General features: G+C 41.9%; 11 protein-coding genes and 7 tRNA genes. 16 read left to right on the forward strand and 2 right to left on the reverse strand.

The annotated features are described in order from the left end of the window. Nucleotides 1–59: 59 nt before the first annotated feature. Nucleotides 60–2087, reverse strand: a complete 2028-nt coding sequence (gene nagE / locus M1E96_RS15680; protein WP_319068926.1) for an N-acetylglucosamine-specific PTS transporter subunit IIBC — start codon at nt 2085–2087, stop codon at nt 60–62. Between the two features lie 447 nt (nt 2088–2534). On the opposite strand from nagE, the gene nagB reads away from it, so the two are divergent. From nagB to M1E96_RS15735, 11 genes are all read left to right on the forward strand, one after another. Further along, complete coding sequence (nagB, locus tag M1E96_RS15685; RefSeq protein WP_070925048.1) at nt 2535–3341, forward strand: glucosamine-6-phosphate deaminase; 807 nt, start codon at nt 2535–2537, stop codon at nt 3339–3341. 77 nt (nt 3342–3418) lie between these two features. Then, on the forward strand, nt 3419–4582 hold the full coding sequence (nagA, locus tag M1E96_RS15690; protein ID WP_070925049.1) for an N-acetylglucosamine-6-phosphate deacetylase: 1164 nt from the start codon (nt 3419–3421) through the stop codon (nt 4580–4582). 11 nt (nt 4583–4593) lie between these two features. Beyond that, on the forward strand, nt 4594–5817 hold the full coding sequence (locus tag M1E96_RS15695) for an ROK family protein (RefSeq protein ID WP_369096171.1): 1224 nt from the start codon (nt 4594–4596) through the stop codon (nt 5815–5817). 279 nt (nt 5818–6096) lie between these two features. After that, nucleotides 6097–6173: transfer RNA gene (locus tag M1E96_RS15700), tRNA-Met, on the forward strand. 5 nt (nt 6174–6178) lie between these two features. After that, nucleotides 6179–6263 (forward strand) — tRNA-Leu (locus M1E96_RS15705). A 28-nt stretch (nt 6264–6291) separates the two neighbouring features. Continuing rightward, nucleotides 6292–6366: transfer RNA gene (locus tag M1E96_RS15710), tRNA-Gln, on the forward strand. Nucleotides 6367–6400: 34 nt separating this feature from the next. After that, nucleotides 6401–6475 (forward strand) — tRNA-Gln (locus M1E96_RS15715). A 71-nt stretch (nt 6476–6546) separates the two neighbouring features. After that, nucleotides 6547–6623 (forward strand) — tRNA-Met (locus M1E96_RS15720). Nucleotides 6624–6631: 8 nt separating this feature from the next. After that, a tRNA-Leu gene (locus M1E96_RS15725) sits at nt 6632–6716 on the forward strand. 31 nt (nt 6717–6747) lie between these two features. Continuing rightward, nucleotides 6748–6822: transfer RNA gene (locus M1E96_RS15730), tRNA-Gln, on the forward strand. A 520-nt stretch (nt 6823–7342) separates the two neighbouring features. Next, entirely contained in the window at nt 7343–8683 is a 1341-nt protein-coding gene (locus M1E96_RS15735; protein WP_233445796.1) for a dicarboxylate/amino acid:cation symporter, read from the forward strand. A 162-nt stretch (nt 8684–8845) separates the two neighbouring features. On the opposite strand, the gene ubiF is transcribed toward M1E96_RS15735, so the two are convergent. Further along, a complete protein-coding gene (gene ubiF, locus M1E96_RS15740) occupies nt 8846–10033 on the reverse strand; it encodes a 3-demethoxyubiquinol 3-hydroxylase (protein ID WP_272581308.1) in 1188 nt (395 codons plus the stop codon). 644 nt (nt 10034–10677) lie between these two features. Here ubiF and miaB point away from each other — a divergent pair. The 5 genes from miaB (at nt 10678) to lnt (ending at nt 16237) form a co-directional block, all read left to right on the forward strand. Next, nucleotides 10678–12108 (forward strand): tRNA (N6-isopentenyl adenosine(37)-C2)-methylthiotransferase MiaB, encoded by a 1431-nt coding sequence (gene miaB, locus M1E96_RS15745; protein ID WP_140182786.1) that lies wholly within the window; start codon nt 10678–10680, stop codon nt 12106–12108. Nucleotides 12109–12194: 86 nt separating this feature from the next. Beyond that, nucleotides 12195–13193, forward strand: a complete 999-nt coding sequence (locus tag M1E96_RS15750; RefSeq protein ID WP_272581317.1) for a PhoH family protein — start codon at nt 12195–12197, stop codon at nt 13191–13193. Further along, entirely contained in the window at nt 13194–13658 is a 465-nt protein-coding gene (gene ybeY / locus M1E96_RS15755) for an rRNA maturation RNase YbeY (RefSeq protein ID WP_272581309.1), read from the forward strand. 159 nt (nt 13659–13817) lie between these two features. After that, complete coding sequence (gene corC / locus M1E96_RS15760) at nt 13818–14702, forward strand: CNNM family magnesium/cobalt transport protein CorC (RefSeq protein WP_070925053.1); 885 nt, start codon at nt 13818–13820, stop codon at nt 14700–14702. Continuing rightward, a complete protein-coding gene (lnt, locus tag M1E96_RS15765) occupies nt 14702–16237 on the forward strand; it encodes an apolipoprotein N-acyltransferase (protein ID WP_272581310.1) in 1536 nt (511 codons plus the stop codon). The genes corC and lnt overlap by 1 nt, the downstream gene beginning before the upstream one ends. Nucleotides 16238–16258 lie beyond the last annotated feature (21 nt).

Raw genomic sequence — 16258 nt, forward strand, 5'->3', positions numbered from 1 at the left:
AAAAAGGGAGGCATAAATCGCCTCCCTTCGCTCTGTCAATAATATAATAAGTCTATTGACTATTTCAGCACATTGTAAATGACCGTTTCACCGCCAGTCACATTACCTTCAGCTAAAATTTCAACTCCTGCAAAATCATCAATATTACTGATAATGACTGGGCTGATCATAGATTTTGCATTGGCTTCTAAGAAAGCCAGATCCAGTTTCAGAATAGGTGTACCCGCTTTCACTTCGCTACCTTCTTCCACTAAACGTGCGCAGCCTTCACCTTTCAATGCAACAGTGTCAATACCCATGTGCACGATTAGCTCAATGCCATTATCTGTTTCTAAACAAAATGCATGGTTAGTTTCGAAAATTTTCACTACCGTTCCTGATGCAGGTGCTAATACCTCATCACTGGTTGGCTTGATAGCAATACCATCACCAACAATACGGCTGGAAAATGCTTCATCAGGCACATCATCAAGCGAGAAAACTTCACCACTAACTGGTGCAACTAACGATAGAACAGTTTCGCCTTTTGCTTTTGCAGATTCACTCGCTTTCGCTGTTTCAGGTACAGCTGTTGGTGCTGAGCCTGCAATAGGGCCTTTAGCAATAACATCTTTCATTGCCGCTGCAACTAGTTCAGCACGTGTACCCACAATAACTTGGACACTTTGCTTGTTCAGGCGAATAACCCCTGACGCACCAAGGCGTTTTGCCATCGCATCGTTGACAATCGCCGCATCTTTTACACCTAAGCGTAAACGAGTGATACATGCGTCGATACCAGTAATATTATCGCTACCACCTACCGCAGCAACATATTGGCGAGCCTCTTTTTGAATTTCGCTGTCTGTGCTATCTACAGGACTCAAGTTTTCATCATAGCCATCGATGGTTTCATCGCCCGCACTCACTTCACGGCCTGGGGTTAACAGGTTGAATTTACGGATCATGAAACGGAAGATGACATAGTAAATACAGAAGAAGACTAAACCTTGAACAATCAGCATCCACCAATTTAATGCCAGTGGGTTACGTGATTGCAACAGCATATCGACTAAACCAGCACTGAAGCCGAAGCCCGAAATCCATTCCATTGACGCTGCAATAAATACTGAAATACCCGTTAACAGAGCATGCATAACATACAGTACAGGCGCCACAAACATGAATGAAAATTCAAGCGGTTCAGTAATACCTGTAAAGAATGCAGCGAAAGCACCAGCAAGCATAATACCTGCAACTTTTGCTTTATTTTCAGGACGTGCACAGTGGTAAATAGCTAACGCCGCGCCCGGTAAACCAAACATCATAATTGGGAAGAAGCCTGCTTGGTAACGACCTGTAATACCAGGAATTGCCAAACCTTCTTCAATTGATTTAGCACCACCAAGGAAGTTAGGAATATCGTTAATACCTGCAACGTCAAACCAGAACACAGAGTTCAGAGCGTGGTGCAGGCCAACAGGAATTAATAAACGGTTAAAGAAGGCATAAATACCTGCCCCTACTGAACCTAAATCTTTAATACTTTCACCAAATGAAACTAATCCATTATAAACTAATGGCCATACATACATCAGGATGAATGCAAGGAAAATCATTAGGAAAGAGGTTAGGATCGGCACAAGTCGACGACCACTGAAGAAGGACAGTGCTTTAGGTAGTTCAACACCACTATAACGGTTATACAGTTCAGCAGAGAGTACACCAACAAGGATACCCACAAACTGGTTATTAATTTTGTTAAATGCCGCAGGAACACTTTCTAGCGGGACATTCATGATCATTGAATAAGACGCTGGTGAACACAGTGTTGTGACAACAAGAAAACCGACAAAACCGGTCAGCGCAGCAGCACCATCTTTATCTTTTGACATCCCATAGGCAACACCGATAGCAAACAGCACAGACATATTATCAATAATTGCTGCACCTGATTTGATCAGTAAAGCCGCGATTGCACTATTGGCACCCCAACCATCTGGATCTATCCAATAACCAATCCCCATAAGGATTGCGGCGGCAGGCAGTACTGCCACAGGCACCATCAGTGCCCTACCGATCCGCTGTAAGTAGCTAAGAATATTCACAAACTCCCCCTTTATAGCCCAGTTATTGCCCCATTTACGGGATCTTATAGTTCATACACCATAATAATAATTTAGGTGATTGAGCATAGCAATTTCATAGTCTAGATTAATTTTTTCGCGATACAAAATAAATAGGTGTGATTTGTGATAAATGTCAATGATAACTTTAGTAAGGAGGCTAAATTAGTGGCTATTATTGAAAACTTATTTTATGATTAAAAATAACTTATCTACTGGATTTCGATGTACCACTAATGGAGAATCGGTACGCCCTAAAATAACCTATAGTTAATGAAAAATATTAGGAAACATGGGCCATTCTCGAAATAGTAAAGTCACAGGCTGAGATCACTTGTTTGTAATAAAGCCATGTCACCTTTGCTAGCTGAGTGAAGAAAAATTTTATATTTCACAGAATTAACAGACTTTCACTAGAGGTAAAGTATCATGAGGCTCCTCCCGCTAAAAAATGCTCAAGACGTTGGGATCTGGTCTGCTCAATACATTGCAGACAAAATCAATGCGTTCAACCCTACAGCAGAACGCCCTTTCGTTTTAGGCTTACCAACAGGCGGCACACCGCTGGCAACCTATAAGGCACTGATTGCATTGTATCAAGCAGGTAAAGTCAGCTTTAAACACGTTGTCACTTTTAATATGGATGAATATGTAGGCATCCCAGAAGACCATCCGCAAAGCTACCACACTTTTATGCATGATAATTTCTTCAATCATGTGGATATTCAAAAAGAAAACATCAACCTACTAAATGGTAACGCGCCAGATGTTGATGCAGAATGCCAGCGCTATGAAGACAAAATCAAGTCTTACGGCAAGATCAATCTGTTCATGGGTGGCGTAGGCAACGATGGACACATTGCGTTTAACGAACCGGGTTCATCATTAAGTTCACGTACTCGAATTAAAACCCTAACACCAGAAACTCGTATCGCTAACTCACGCTTTTTCAATAACGATGTTAATCAAGTGCCTAAGTTTGCACTGACGGTTGGCGTTGCCACCTTGATGGATGCTGAAGAGTTAATGGTATTAGCCACTGGCGCAAATAAATCAAATGCAGTTCAAGCAGCAGTTGAAGGCTCTGTTAACCATTTATGGACGATAAGCTGTGTGCAGATGCACCAAAAAGCCCTGATTGTCTGTGATGAGCCTGCAACACTTGAATTAAAAGTAAAAACACTTAAATATTTCACTCAGTTAGAATCTGACATTATCGAAAAATTTAACCAGTAATCATTCGATCACCCGACTTGTGAGAGCAAGTCGGTGACCCAATGTTTTACCTCTCCAGAAGTCAGGAGCCAAAGACTATGTATGCATTAACTCATTGTATTATTTATACAGGCCATGAAAGATTAGATAACCATGCAATCATTATTGACGGTACACTAATTAAAGATATCTGCCCTTTAGCAGACCTTCCTGCTGATATCGAACAGCACGATTTACAAGGGGCTATCCTTTCTCCCGGCTTTATTGATCTGCAAGTCAATGGCTGTGGTGGCGTCCAATTCAATGACAACAAAGAAAACGTGACATTGGAACATCTGGAGATAATGCAAAAAGCCAACGAACGTACTGGCTGTACTAGCTATCTACCAACACTGATCACCTGCTCAGATGAATTAATGAAGCATGGTGTTGAAGTGATGAGTGAATACCTAAAAACTCATCGTAACCAAGCGCTTGGCCTACATTTAGAAGGCCCTTATATCAACATCATTAAAAAAGGGACTCATAACCCTGAATTTATCCGTAAACCTTCAGCTGAAATGATCGATTATTTAGCTGCCCATGCGGATGCCATCACTAAAGTAACATTAGCACCAGAAATGGTCGATGAATCCTATATCCGCCAGTTAACAAATGCAGGTATTGTGGTTTCAGCTGGCCACTCGAATTCCACTTATGAAGAAGCACGCCTTGGCTTTAAAGCAGGCATTCGCTTCTCTACCCATTTATTTAATGCCATGCCTTATATCTCTGGCAGAGGTCCTGGGTTGGTTGGTGCTATTTACGATACTCCAGAAGTGTATGCCGGTATCATCGCAGACGGACTTCATGTTCAATGGGCAAATATTCGTAACAGTAAACACTTGAAAGGTGATAAATTAGTTTTAGTTACGGACGCTACAGCGCCTGCTGGCATTGATCCTCAAACTGGTGAAATGGATCATTTTATCTTTGCAGGCAAAACCATATACTACCGTGATGGATTGTGTGTTGATGAGAACGGAACGCTCAGCGGATCATCACTAACAATGATTGAAGCAGTTAAAAATACGGTAGAGCATGTCGGTATCGCTCTAGATGAAACATTAAGGATGGCAACGTTATATCCGGCAAGGGCAATCGGCGTTGAATCTCAGTTGGGTTCGATCGCACCGGGTAAAGTTGCAAACTTGACTGCGTTTAACCACGACTTCCAAATCCTCTCAACTTACGTCAACGGCGAGGAAGTCTACAAAAAATGAGTATATAGCTGATGAACCATAGTCATTCATTAAAGCAAATTGGTAATATTGATCTGGTAAAACAACTCAACAGTGCGGTGGTATATAGCCTAATTGACCAACAAGGCCCAATATCTCGTATTCAGATAGCAGAACAGAGCCAACTTGCGCCTGCAAGTGTGACTAAAATAACTCGTCAGCTACTCGAACGTGGCTTAATCAAAGAAGTTGATCAGCAGGCCTCCACTGGAGGCCGGCGTGCAATATCGATAGTTTCAGAACATAAAAACTTTCATACCATAGGTGTTCGTTTAGGTCGTTATGATGCCACTGTTGCACTGTATGACCTCAGTGGCAAACAACTCATTGATGCCCACTATCCTATCTCAGAACCATCCCAGCAAGCTGTCGAACAAAAGCTGATCGAAGCTATTGAAGATTTTATCGCCCTTCATCAGCGCCGCATAAAAGAACTTATCGCCATTTCTGTGATTTTACCGGGTCTAGTCAATCCACATAATGGTATCGTTCACTATATGCCACATATTAAAGTGGATAATTGGCACCTTATCGATAATCTACAAGCCCATTTTAAAATTACCTGTTATGTAGGGCATGATATTCGCAGTTTAGCACTCGCAGAGAGCTACTTTGGCGCGACAAAGGATTGCGAAGACTCACTACTAGTGCGAATTCACAGAGGGACAGGGGCTGGATTAGTTATCAATAATGAAATCCTATTAAACCATCGGGGTAATCTTGGTGAAATTGGCCATATTCAAGTCGATCCTCTTGGGGATTTATGCCATTGTGGTAACTTCGGTTGCCTAGAAACCATTGCATCAAATCAAGCTATTGAAAACCGCGTTAAACAACGCTTAGAGCAAGGCTTTAGTAGCTCACTGACCCTTGAACAATGTTCTATCCAACATATTTGCCAAGCGGCCAATAAAAATGACCCGCTCGCGACTGAAGTGATCCAGCATGTGGGTCGCCAAATTGGTAAAGCAATCGCTATTTCCATCAACTTATTTAATCCAGAAAAAGTCGTGATTGCAGGGGATATTACAGAAGCAGCGCAAATACTTCTCCCTGCCATTCAAAGCTGCATTGATACCCAAGCATTGAAAGGCTTTCGTGAAAATCTCCCCGTAGTGACATCTCAGCTGGTACATAATTCAGCAATTGGTGCTTTTGCGCTCACAAAACGAGCGATGCTTAACGGTGAGTTATTACAAAAATTGTTCGATAATTAATCCAATTTGAGCTTAAAAACCGAGTTATTCAGCTCGGTTTTTTGCTGTTATTTCGCGAATCTAAATCACCATTTCAAGCAATAAAAACAATCAATCTGCGGTAATAGCTCACAGTTTTTTGGATTAGCGACTTGTTTTTTGCTGACTTTATCGACAAAATGATTATTCATCAAACAAACGGACGCATTTTCACAAAAATAGTGAAAAAAGCTGTTGACTGTCTCAGCGGTAATTAGCATAATGCGCCCCGCAACGCCGACGAAGGTAATGCAAAAAGATGGCTATGTAGCTCAGCTGGTTAGAGCACAACACTCATAATGTTGGGGTCACAGGTTCGAATCCCGTCATAGCCACCATATTTGCGGGAGTGGCGAAATTGGTAGACGCACCAGATTTAGGTTCTGGCGCCGCAAGGTGTGCAAGTTCAAGTCTTGTCTCCCGCACCATTTTCCTTCTCGGTTAACAATTTAAGATTGGGGTATCGCCAAGCGGTAAGGCACCAGGTTTTGATCCTGGCATTCCCAGGTTCGAATCCTGGTACCCCAGCCATCTTAAATTAAACAAATTTAGAGACACCCTCGGATGGGGTATCGCCAAGCGGTAAGGCACCAGGTTTTGATCCTGGCATTCCCAGGTTCGAATCCTGGTACCCCAGCCATCTTTCCTCTCCTAGGGTTGTCGAAAAAAATCCCATACAGTGATTTTCAAAAAAGCAGTTTTACTGTATAAGGCTATGTAGCTCAGCTGGTTAGAGCACAACACTCATAATGTTGGGGTCACAGGTTCGAATCCCGTCATAGCCACCATAGTATTTGCGGGAGTGGCGAAATTGGTAGACGCACCAGATTTAGGTTCTGGCGCCGCAAGGTGTGCAAGTTCAAGTCTTGTCTCCCGCACCATTTATCCTTCTGGGTAGAAAAATTTGTAAATTGGGGTATCGCCAAGCGGTAAGGCACCAGGTTTTGATCCTGGCATTCCCAGGTTCGAATCCTGGTACCCCAGCCATATTCTTATATGCCTGTTTCAATAACAGCCATAAACAAAAAAACCATCCTTCAAAAAGGGTGGTTTTTTTGTTTATGATTCAATGAAAAATCAAGCCAAAACAGCACTTTTCTTTATTTCACTTTAATAATTAAGTTCCTCTGTAATTTTCATCAGCTAACTATCAAATAATGCCTAGATTAGGATCATTTTTACCTATCATTGTGATAGCTAATACCTTGACTAAACAGGATTTTACAAATACTTAAGTGTTAAAAATAAACAAGTCGAACAATATTTTTACTTTTAAGTATTTTCTGTATCAATTATGTGACTTTAGTCATTTTTTAATAACGATCAATAGTGGTAATCTTCGCCTAGATTTTGGTTATATCCGATCATGGCTTTCAGGGAGCATCTGCCTTCCGCCATGAATCAAACATTATCCAACCCATCATCTCTAATAAAAAAGTTCTCAAACCTAATAATTATAAATTGCAGTGATGCAATGTTCTTACAGAGAAAACTTATGCAAAACATAATTAAACAACCACTTTATAAGATCCTATACGTACAGGTTATCGTTGCTATCGTACTTGGTATCGCACTTGGCCACTTTTTTCCTGATATAGGTGAATCATTAAAACCACTAGGTGATGCATTCATCAAAATCGTCAAAATGATTATTGCCCCCGTTATTTTCTTAACTGTTGTAACGGGTATCTCAGGTATGAGCAATATGAAGGCAGTAGGCAGTGTTGCAGGAAAAGCAATGCTCTACTTTATTACGTTCTCAACGGTTGCACTGATTATTGGTCTTATCGTCGCCAATGTGATTCGTCCAGGAGATGGTTTAAATATTGATCCTGCAACTCTAGATAGCAGTAAGGTTGCAGGTTATGTCGCAAAAGCTCACGAATCATCCATCGTTGGCTTTCTAATGAACATTATCCCTGACACAGTAATTAGCCCTCTTGTTAACGGTAATATCCTTCAGGTGCTATTTATAGCGGTTATTTTTGGCCTTGCATTAGCTGCGACAGGCAAACATGGCGAGCCTATCGTCAAACTACTGCAAAATTTCTCTGAACCTGTATTTAAAATGGTTGCCATGCTAATGAAACTTGCCCCTATCGGTGCATTCGGAGCAATGGCATTTACTATTGGTAAATACGGTATCTCATCAATCGGCAACTTGATGATGCTGATACTGACATTCTATATCACAGCCCTTCTTTTCGTTTTACTCGTGTTAGGCGCCGTGGCTAAATATAATGGCTTCTCAATTATTCAACTTATCAAATACATTAAAGATGAACTGTGGTTAGTGCTCGGAACATCGTCATCAGAAGCTGCATTACCTAGCTTAATGAGAAAAATGGAGCATGCTGGATGTGAAAAATCTGTCGTAGGGCTAGTTATCCCAACGGGTTACTCATTTAACCTCGATGGCACCAATATTTATATGACCATGGCTGCGCTGTTTATTGCACAAGCAACCAATATCGAGCTAACAATTTGGGAACAAATATCGCTGTTATTAGTTGCCATGATCAGTTCTAAAGGCGCTGCTGGTGTTACTGGTGCAGGCTTTATTACTTTAGCTGCAACACTGATGGTTGTTCCAAGTATCCCTGTTGCTGGTATGGCACTGATCTTGGGTATTGACCGCTTTATGTCTGAATGCCGCGCCTTAACCAACTTAGTTGGTAACGCATGTGCTTGTATTGTTGTTGCTCGTTGGGAAAAAGAATTAGATACCGAAAAACTCGCAGCAGCATTCGCCGAAAAAGGTGAAAGCATAGATGCAATTATCACTGAAGAAAATTTTGATCTGCCCGCTCATCATGCAGAAATTACTGATGTAGCAAAAGATAAATAGCTATAATTAATAAAAGGCCGCTGACCATCTAAAGTGAGCTCCAATAGTTGAACACTTTTGGTTAAGCGGCTAGTAAGGCCTGATTTCGATACTAAATCAGAATCAGGTTTTTTGTTATTTTGAGTTCGCTCGTAACATTAATTGATATCGCATCACCCAATATCAAAGCCCTAAAGCATATTTCAGAGCCAATTTCTTCGCTTCACCAGCACGTTGAGCAGCCATTAACCCTAAGTTTCTTAACATCTTCAACCCCGGTAACTGTTCACTAAATGCCATATAAAATACATCCATACCCGCCTGCATGACTAAATTATCAGGCAAACGTCGGCGCTGATAACGTTTAAGTACCTCTAGTGAATGCCAAGCTCCCAGATACTCCTTTGCATGGGTAACGACTTTAAGTAAGCTGTCGACATCTCTGTAACCTAAATTCACTCCCTGCCCCGCTAAAGGATTAATGGTGTGCGCCGCATCCCCTACTAGCGCTAGCCCGTCAATCACATAGCGATTAGCATGATGACGAGTTAGAGGGAAAGCACCACATGCGACCGCGTTGACCGCCCCTAAACGCGCAGGAAAAGCCTCTGTAATCGCCTCAGTCAACTGTTCCATTGACATTGATTGTAGGCGGCGTATTTTTGCTGGACTGTCATACCAAACCAATGAGGCCCAATTATCGTAAAGAGGCAAAAATGCTCTAGGCCCTGACGGAAAAAATTGCTGCCATGTTTTATCTTGTTGAGGTTCATCTGTTTGAATAGTGATTAACATACAAGATTGCCGATATTGCCAACCACGGCTCCCAATGCCTGCTAACTTACGCACTTGAGAATTTGCGCCATCGGCACCTATCACTAATTTAGTTTGTAGTTCACGACCATCATCCAGTGAAACAATCCACTCTTTTTGACTATTTGACTGATAAAGATGAGTGAGCTGAGCAGGACAAATACGCTCTAGATTTTTGTATTTTTGACACTCTTGCCATAATGCCAACTGCAAGACACGGTTTTCGACCATAAAACCGAGTTCTGGTAAACCTAAATCATCTGCATCGAACAGCACGTTACTTCCCTGCTCTTCCCATGTTTCAAGCTGCCGATAAGGCGCACTGCGCATTGCTTCAACATGCTGCCAAGCACCTAATTGTTTAAGTAGGTCTACAGATGAACGACTAATGGCTGAAATACGAACATCAGGAGCACTATTCGCATCAAATGCTGTTGGTTCTGCTTTTTCTAGCAATGCAACTCGCATGCCTTCTTGAGCAAACCCTAATGCTGCCGCTGCGCCAGTCATTCCTGCCCCAACCACGACAACATCATAATTTTCTGTTAGTTTATTCATTACATTAGCTACTATTAACTGTTTGATTTACGTAGTGTACCGAAAAATTGTTACGCTAGCAGGGAATATCTCAACCTGAGACTCTGGTCACTGATGCTTCAATTGAATACAATACAGGTTAATCTTTAAAATAATGGGCGATAGTCTGTCTTTGAGGCCGCGTACCACATAGCCTATTCATCTCTAATTTAGGTTATTTTGACATTTTTCATATCATAGAGTGATGTTTGTGATCAAAAATGCGTGCGCCTTCCCAAAACAAGATAAGACTTTGGATTTATGCACAGCATACTTCGAGCTGCTACGCACAATATAATAGTTTGAATTATAGCGGGTATATGCTTTAAATAATTCAATGTACAGTTAGGCGACAAGTGAATGAGTCGCTAGGAGCATACATCAGTATGTGACTGGTGCGAATGAACGTAGTCAACGACGCTGCAATTTGAAGTATGACGGGTATCTACTCTAAATAATTCGAAGTGCAGCTAGGCGACAAGTGAATGAGTCGCTAGGAGCATACATCAGTATGTGACTGGTGCGAATGAACGTAGTCAACGACGCTGCAATTTGAAGTATGACGAGTATACAACGCGTTTCGAAGTCCATTATACTAAGCCACTTCGAAAACACCGGATATAGACATGTCGACGAATAAAAAGTTATACATTAAAACTTGGGGCTGCCAGATGAATGAGTATGACTCATCTAAAATGGCATCATTGTTAGAAAGCACCCATGGCTATCAGATCACTGAAATTCCAGAAGAAGCTGACGTGCTCCTCCTGAATACTTGTTCAATCCGTGAAAAGGCTCAGGAAAAAGTTTTCCATCAACTTGGCCGTTGGAAATTTTTCAAAGATAACAATCCCGATATTATTATCGGTGTTGGTGGCTGTGTGGCGTCTCAAGAAGGCGATTTTATTCGCCAACGTGCACCAAGTGTCGATATTGTCTTCGGCCCACAAACCTTGCATCGTCTACCTGAAATGATTAATCAGGTAAAAGGTACACGCAGTCCAGTCATTGACATCAGTTTTCCCGAAATTGAAAAGTTTGACCGCTTGCCAGAGCCAAGAGCTGAAGGCCCAACCGCTTTCGTTTCCATTATGGAAGGCTGTAATAAATACTGTACATTCTGCGTTGTTCCTTATACTCGCGGTGAAGAAGTTAGCCGTCCATGCGATGACATCCTCTTTGAAATTGCCCAATTGGCAGCTCAAGGGGTGCGTGAAGTTAACCTACTGGGGCAAAACGTAAATGCCTACCGTGGTGCAACCTTTGATGGCGACATTTGCTCATTTGCAGAATTGATACGTCTCGTCGCTGCTATCGATGGCATCGATAGAGTGCGCTTCACGACAAGTCATCCAATTGAGTTTACTGATGATATTATTGAAGTGTATGAAGATACGCCTGAGTTAGTCAGCTACTTACATTTACCTGTACAGAGTGGCTCTGACCGTATTTTAACACTGATGAAACGCGCTCATACCGCACTTGAATACAAGGCGATTATTCGTAAATTACGTAAGGCTCGCCCTGAAATTCTAATTAGCTCTGATTTCATCGTTGGCTTCCCTGGTGAAACCAATGAAGATTTCGAAAATACCATGAAGCTAATTGCCGATGTTAATTTTGATATGAGCTTTAGTTTTGTCTATTCCGCTCGCCCAGGTACACCAGCCGCTGATCTACCTGATGATGTTAGCGAAGAAGAGAAAAAACAGCGCCTTTATCTGCTACAGCAACGCATTAACCAACAAGCAATGAGCTTTAGCCGTGCTATGTTAGGTACAGTACAACGAATTTTAGTTGAAGGCCCTTCACGTAAAAACGTTATGGAGCTTTCTGGACGTACCGAAAATAACCGTGTTGTGAACTTTGAAGGTTCACCAGATATGATTGGTAAGTTTGTCGACGTTGAGATTGTTGATGTTTATGCCAACTCTCTACGCGGTAAAGTGATCCGCACCGAAGACCAAATGGGCTTACGCGTTAACGAATCACCAGCTTCCGTCATTGCACGTACACGTAAAGAAGATGAGCTTGGCGTTGGTCGTTACCAACCTTAACGATAGGATACTCAGTGACCGATAAAAAACCGTTGCAAATCGCAACACAAGAGATCTTTCTAGAGCCCGCAGATAACCAACGCTTAATGAGCCTTTGCGGGCCATTCGATGACAATATCAAGCAGCTTGAGCGTCGCCTTGCGATTGAAATTAATCGCCGTGATAACCGCTTTAAGCTTTCAGGTAAGCCTCTTAATATCCAAGCTGCCAGTAAAATTTTACGTCAGCTGTATGTTGAAACGGCACCGATACGTGGCGTTATCCCAGATGTTGACCCTGAACACATTCATTTAGCGATATCAGAAAGTCGTGTGCTAGAACAAGCAGCGGACAGTATTCCTGATTATGGCAAAGCCGTTAATATTAAAACCAAACGCGGTGTCATCAAGCCTCGCACACCTAATCAGGCACAATATATTGCGAATATCTTGGATCATGATATTACGTTTGGTATCGGCCCAGCAGGTACAGGAAAAACTTACTTAGCGGTTGCCGCTGCCGTTGATGCACTTGAACGCCAAGAAGTACGCCGAATTCTGTTAACGCGTCCAGCTGTTGAAGCCGGTGAAAAACTCGGTTTTTTACCCGGTGATCTCAGCCAGAAAGTTGACCCTTATCTGCGTCCATTATATGACGCACTGTTTGAAATGCTGGGTTTTGAAAAAGTCGAAAAACTGATTGAACGTAATGTTATTGAAGTCGCGCCATTAGCTTATATGCGTGGTCGTACACTCAATGATGCTTTTATCATCTTAGATGAAAGCCAAAACACCACTATAGAACAGATGAAAATGTTCCTAACCCGTATAGGCTTTAACTCAAAAGCCGTTGTTACAGGGGACATTACACAGGTCGATTTACCTCGCGGTAATAAATCGGGATTACGTCATGCTATTGAAGTCCTTTCCGACGTTGATGACCTCAGCTTTAATTTCTTCCACAGCGAAGACGTTGTCCGTCACCCTGTAGTGGCTAAAGTAGTTATTGCCTATGAAAAATGGGAAGAACAAGACAACAAACGCCGTCAGCAACTTAGGGAAGAACGCGAGCAACAAAAAGAGTTAGAAAAGCAGGAACATAATTAAATGAGTGAAGTGATCCTCGATTTACAAATTGCGAGTGAAGAAACTGTAGGCTTGCCTAGCGAAGCGCTGTTTCAGCGCTGGTTAGAAGCGGTGCTATCTAAATTTCAACCACAAAGCGAGGTAACTATCCGTGTGGTTGATGAAGCAGAAAGCCACCATTTAAACCTGACATATCGAGGAAAAGATAAACCAACAAATGTGTTATCTTTTCCCTTTGAAGCACCTCCGGAAGTTGAATTGCCACTACTGGGTGACTTAATAATCTGTCGTCAAGTGGTTGAGCAAGAAGCTCTGGAACAGCAAAAAACCGCAGAAGAGCACTGGGCACACATGGTTGTACATGGTTGCCTACATCTTCTTGGCTATGATCATATTGAAGATGATGAAGCCGAAGAAATGGAAGGATTAGAAACAGAAATTTTAGCCGAATTGGGCTATGCTGATCCTTACCTTGCAGAAAAATAATGACCCACAGTCTATTTTTATGCTAAATATTATCTAAGTAATAAAAGGGTTGTGTATTTTTGGAATATGCATGGTGATGAAAGCCAATACTGGTAATTCACCATACGATAGCCGCAACCTTAACTAACCTATAATTTGAGGAATTTTTAATAAAACGCCATGAGCGACGATAACTCTTCAAGTAGTGACAACCCTGGTCCTAAGAAAGGGTTCTTTGCACTCTTAAACCACCTCTTTCACGGTGAACCTAAAAACCGTGATGATTTGGTCGAACTGATCCGTGATTCGCAACAAAACGACCTGATCGATCCCGACACCCGCGATATGCTTGAAGGTGTTATGGATATTGCCGATCAGCGAGTACGTGACATCATGATCCCACGTTCTCAGATCGTAACCTTAAAACGCAACCAAACCTTAGATGAGTGTCTTGATGTTATTATTGATTCTGCACACTCTCGTTTTCCTGTTATCAGTGAAGACAAAGATCATATTGAAGGTTTGCTGATGGCAAAAGATTTATTGCCATTTATGCGTACTGATGCAGAACCATTCAGCATTGATAAGGTGTTGCGCCAAGCGGTTGTTGTTCCTGAAAGTAAGCGCGTTGATCGGCTCTTAAAAGAGTTCCGTTCTCTGCGTTATCATATGGCAATCGTCATTGATGAATTTGGTGGTGTTTCAGGTTTAGTTACCATTGAAGATATTTTAGAGCTTATTGTTGGTGAAATTGAAGATGAATACGACGATGAGGACGATGTTGATATTCGTCAACTCAGTCAACATTCATACTCAGTGAGGGCGTTAACCCAAATTGAAGACTTCAATGATGCATTTGGCACCAGTTTCAGTGATGAAGAAGTTGATACCGTTGGCGGCCTTGTTATGCAAGCCTTCGGTCACTTACCTTCACGGGGTGAGGTTATCACCATTGATGGCTATCAATTCAAAGTTGCCATGGCTGATAGTCGTCGGATTATCTTACTACATGTAAAAATCCCTGATGACGCACCGGTACCAACCTTAGACGAAGAAAAAAGTTAATGAGCTTAACGTCATTTCATCAAAGTCAGTGGCTTAGGCTGCTACTGGCTTTAATTTTTGGAGCCAGTGGTACACTGGCTTTTTCGCCTTTTGACTTCTGGCCAGCCGCACTTCTTTCCATTCTATTCCTACAATTACTCACATTACAGCGCCCACCAAAGCAGTCTTTCTCGATTGCTTTTGCATGGGGCTTTGGCCTGTTTGGTAGTGGTGTCAATTGGGTCTATGTGAGTATTGCTGATTTTGGTGGCATGCCAGAAATCGTTAATGTGTTATTAGTCATATTACTTGCAGCCTATCTCTCTCTTTACACAGGCTTATTTGGCTATTTACTTAGCAAATTTTTCCCTAATGCCACCGTATGGCGTTTAGTATTTGCTGCACCTGCGATATGGCAAATTACTGAGTTTTTACGTGGTTGGATTCTCACTGGATTCCCATGGCTGCAATTCGGCTACAGCCAAATTGATGGTCCATTAAAGGGTCTAGCGCCAATTTTTGGCGTCGAGATGATGACACTAATCTTATTCAGTATTAGTGGATTGATTGTTTTAGCGCTTGTACGCCGCAGCTTTATACCCTTTATTGCTGCCGCTATTCTTTTGTTTGCACCTTTATTACTCAAAAGTCTTCAATGGTATACCCCACTAGGATCTAAAACCACAGAGGTTGCCTTAGTTCAAGGAAACATCCCGCAATCAATGAAGTGGGAAGCTCGCCATTTACAGCAAATTAAAGATACCTATATTAAATTATCGAGTCCCTACATTGGTAAAGCGTCTTTAATTGTTTGGCCTGAGTCAGCGGTACCTTCTGTTGAACTCGATAACCAAGCTTGGCTGAAATCGTTAGATACAGTCTTAGCAGAATCCAATACTAAGCTAATTACAGGTATTGTCGATGCTAAGCCTATTGATGGCAATTATACGTATTACAATACAATCATTGTATTAGGTGATGATAAACCGTACCTCTATCCATCAAAAAATCGTTATAACAAGCACCATTTAGTTCCTTTTGGGGAATTCGTTCCACTAGAAGATATCTTACGTCCTATCGCGCCATTCTTTAATTTACCAATGTCAGGATTTAGCCGTGGTGACTATCAACAGGCTCAATTAGCTGTTGGCAATCTTCATTTAACCGCTGCAATTTGCTATGAAATTATTCTAGGCACTCAGGTTCGCGATAATTTCAAACCTGATAGTGATTATTTATTAACCATTTCTAATGATGCATGGTTTGGTAAATCTATTGGTCCATGGCAGCATTTCCAAATGGCTAGGATGAGGGCGCTAGAGCTCGGACGTCCGCTACTCCGCGCTACCAATAATGGCGTTACTGCTATTATTCGTGCTGATGGAACCGTTCAAGCTGAATTACCTCAATTCACTGCGGCAACTTTATCAGCCTCTATCACTCCGACGACTGGTTTAACCCCCTATGCACGTTGGAGTCATTGGCCAATGTGGGGAACCGTTGTGCTATTTGGGCTATTAGCGCTATTCTTTGGCCGCCGTAAAAAAATTAGCTAATTCTAAGCTCCCTATAAAATT

The sequence above is a fragment of the Providencia sp. PROV236 genome (assembly GCF_033676985.1).
Lineage (GTDB): Bacteria > Pseudomonadota > Gammaproteobacteria > Enterobacterales > Enterobacteriaceae > Providencia > Providencia manganoxydans.

What these genes read in the sequence shown, in the direction of transcription:
- nagB (WP_070925048.1), top strand. Translation starts at nt 2,535, where the DNA reads ATGAGGCTCCTCCCGCTAAAAAATGCTCAAGACGTTGGGATCTGGTCT.
- nagA (WP_070925049.1), top strand. Translation starts at nt 3,419, where the DNA reads ATGTATGCATTAACTCATTGTATTATTTATACAGGCCATGAAAGATTA.
- M1E96_RS15695 (WP_369096171.1), top strand. Translation starts at nt 4,594, where the DNA reads ATGAACCATAGTCATTCATTAAAGCAAATTGGTAATATTGATCTGGTA.
- ubiF (WP_272581308.1), bottom strand. Translation starts at nt 10,033, where the DNA reads ATGAATAAACTAACAGAAAATTATGATGTTGTCGTGGTTGGGGCAGGA.
- miaB (WP_140182786.1), top strand. Translation starts at nt 10,678, where the DNA reads ATGTCGACGAATAAAAAGTTATACATTAAAACTTGGGGCTGCCAGATG.
- M1E96_RS15750 (WP_272581317.1), top strand. Translation starts at nt 12,195, where the DNA reads ATGAGCCTTTGCGGGCCATTCGATGACAATATCAAGCAGCTTGAGCGT.
- ybeY (WP_272581309.1), top strand. Translation starts at nt 13,194, where the DNA reads ATGAGTGAAGTGATCCTCGATTTACAAATTGCGAGTGAAGAAACTGTA.
- corC (WP_070925053.1), top strand. Translation starts at nt 13,818, where the DNA reads ATGAGCGACGATAACTCTTCAAGTAGTGACAACCCTGGTCCTAAGAAA.
- lnt (WP_272581310.1), top strand. Translation starts at nt 14,702, where the DNA reads ATGAGCTTAACGTCATTTCATCAAAGTCAGTGGCTTAGGCTGCTACTG.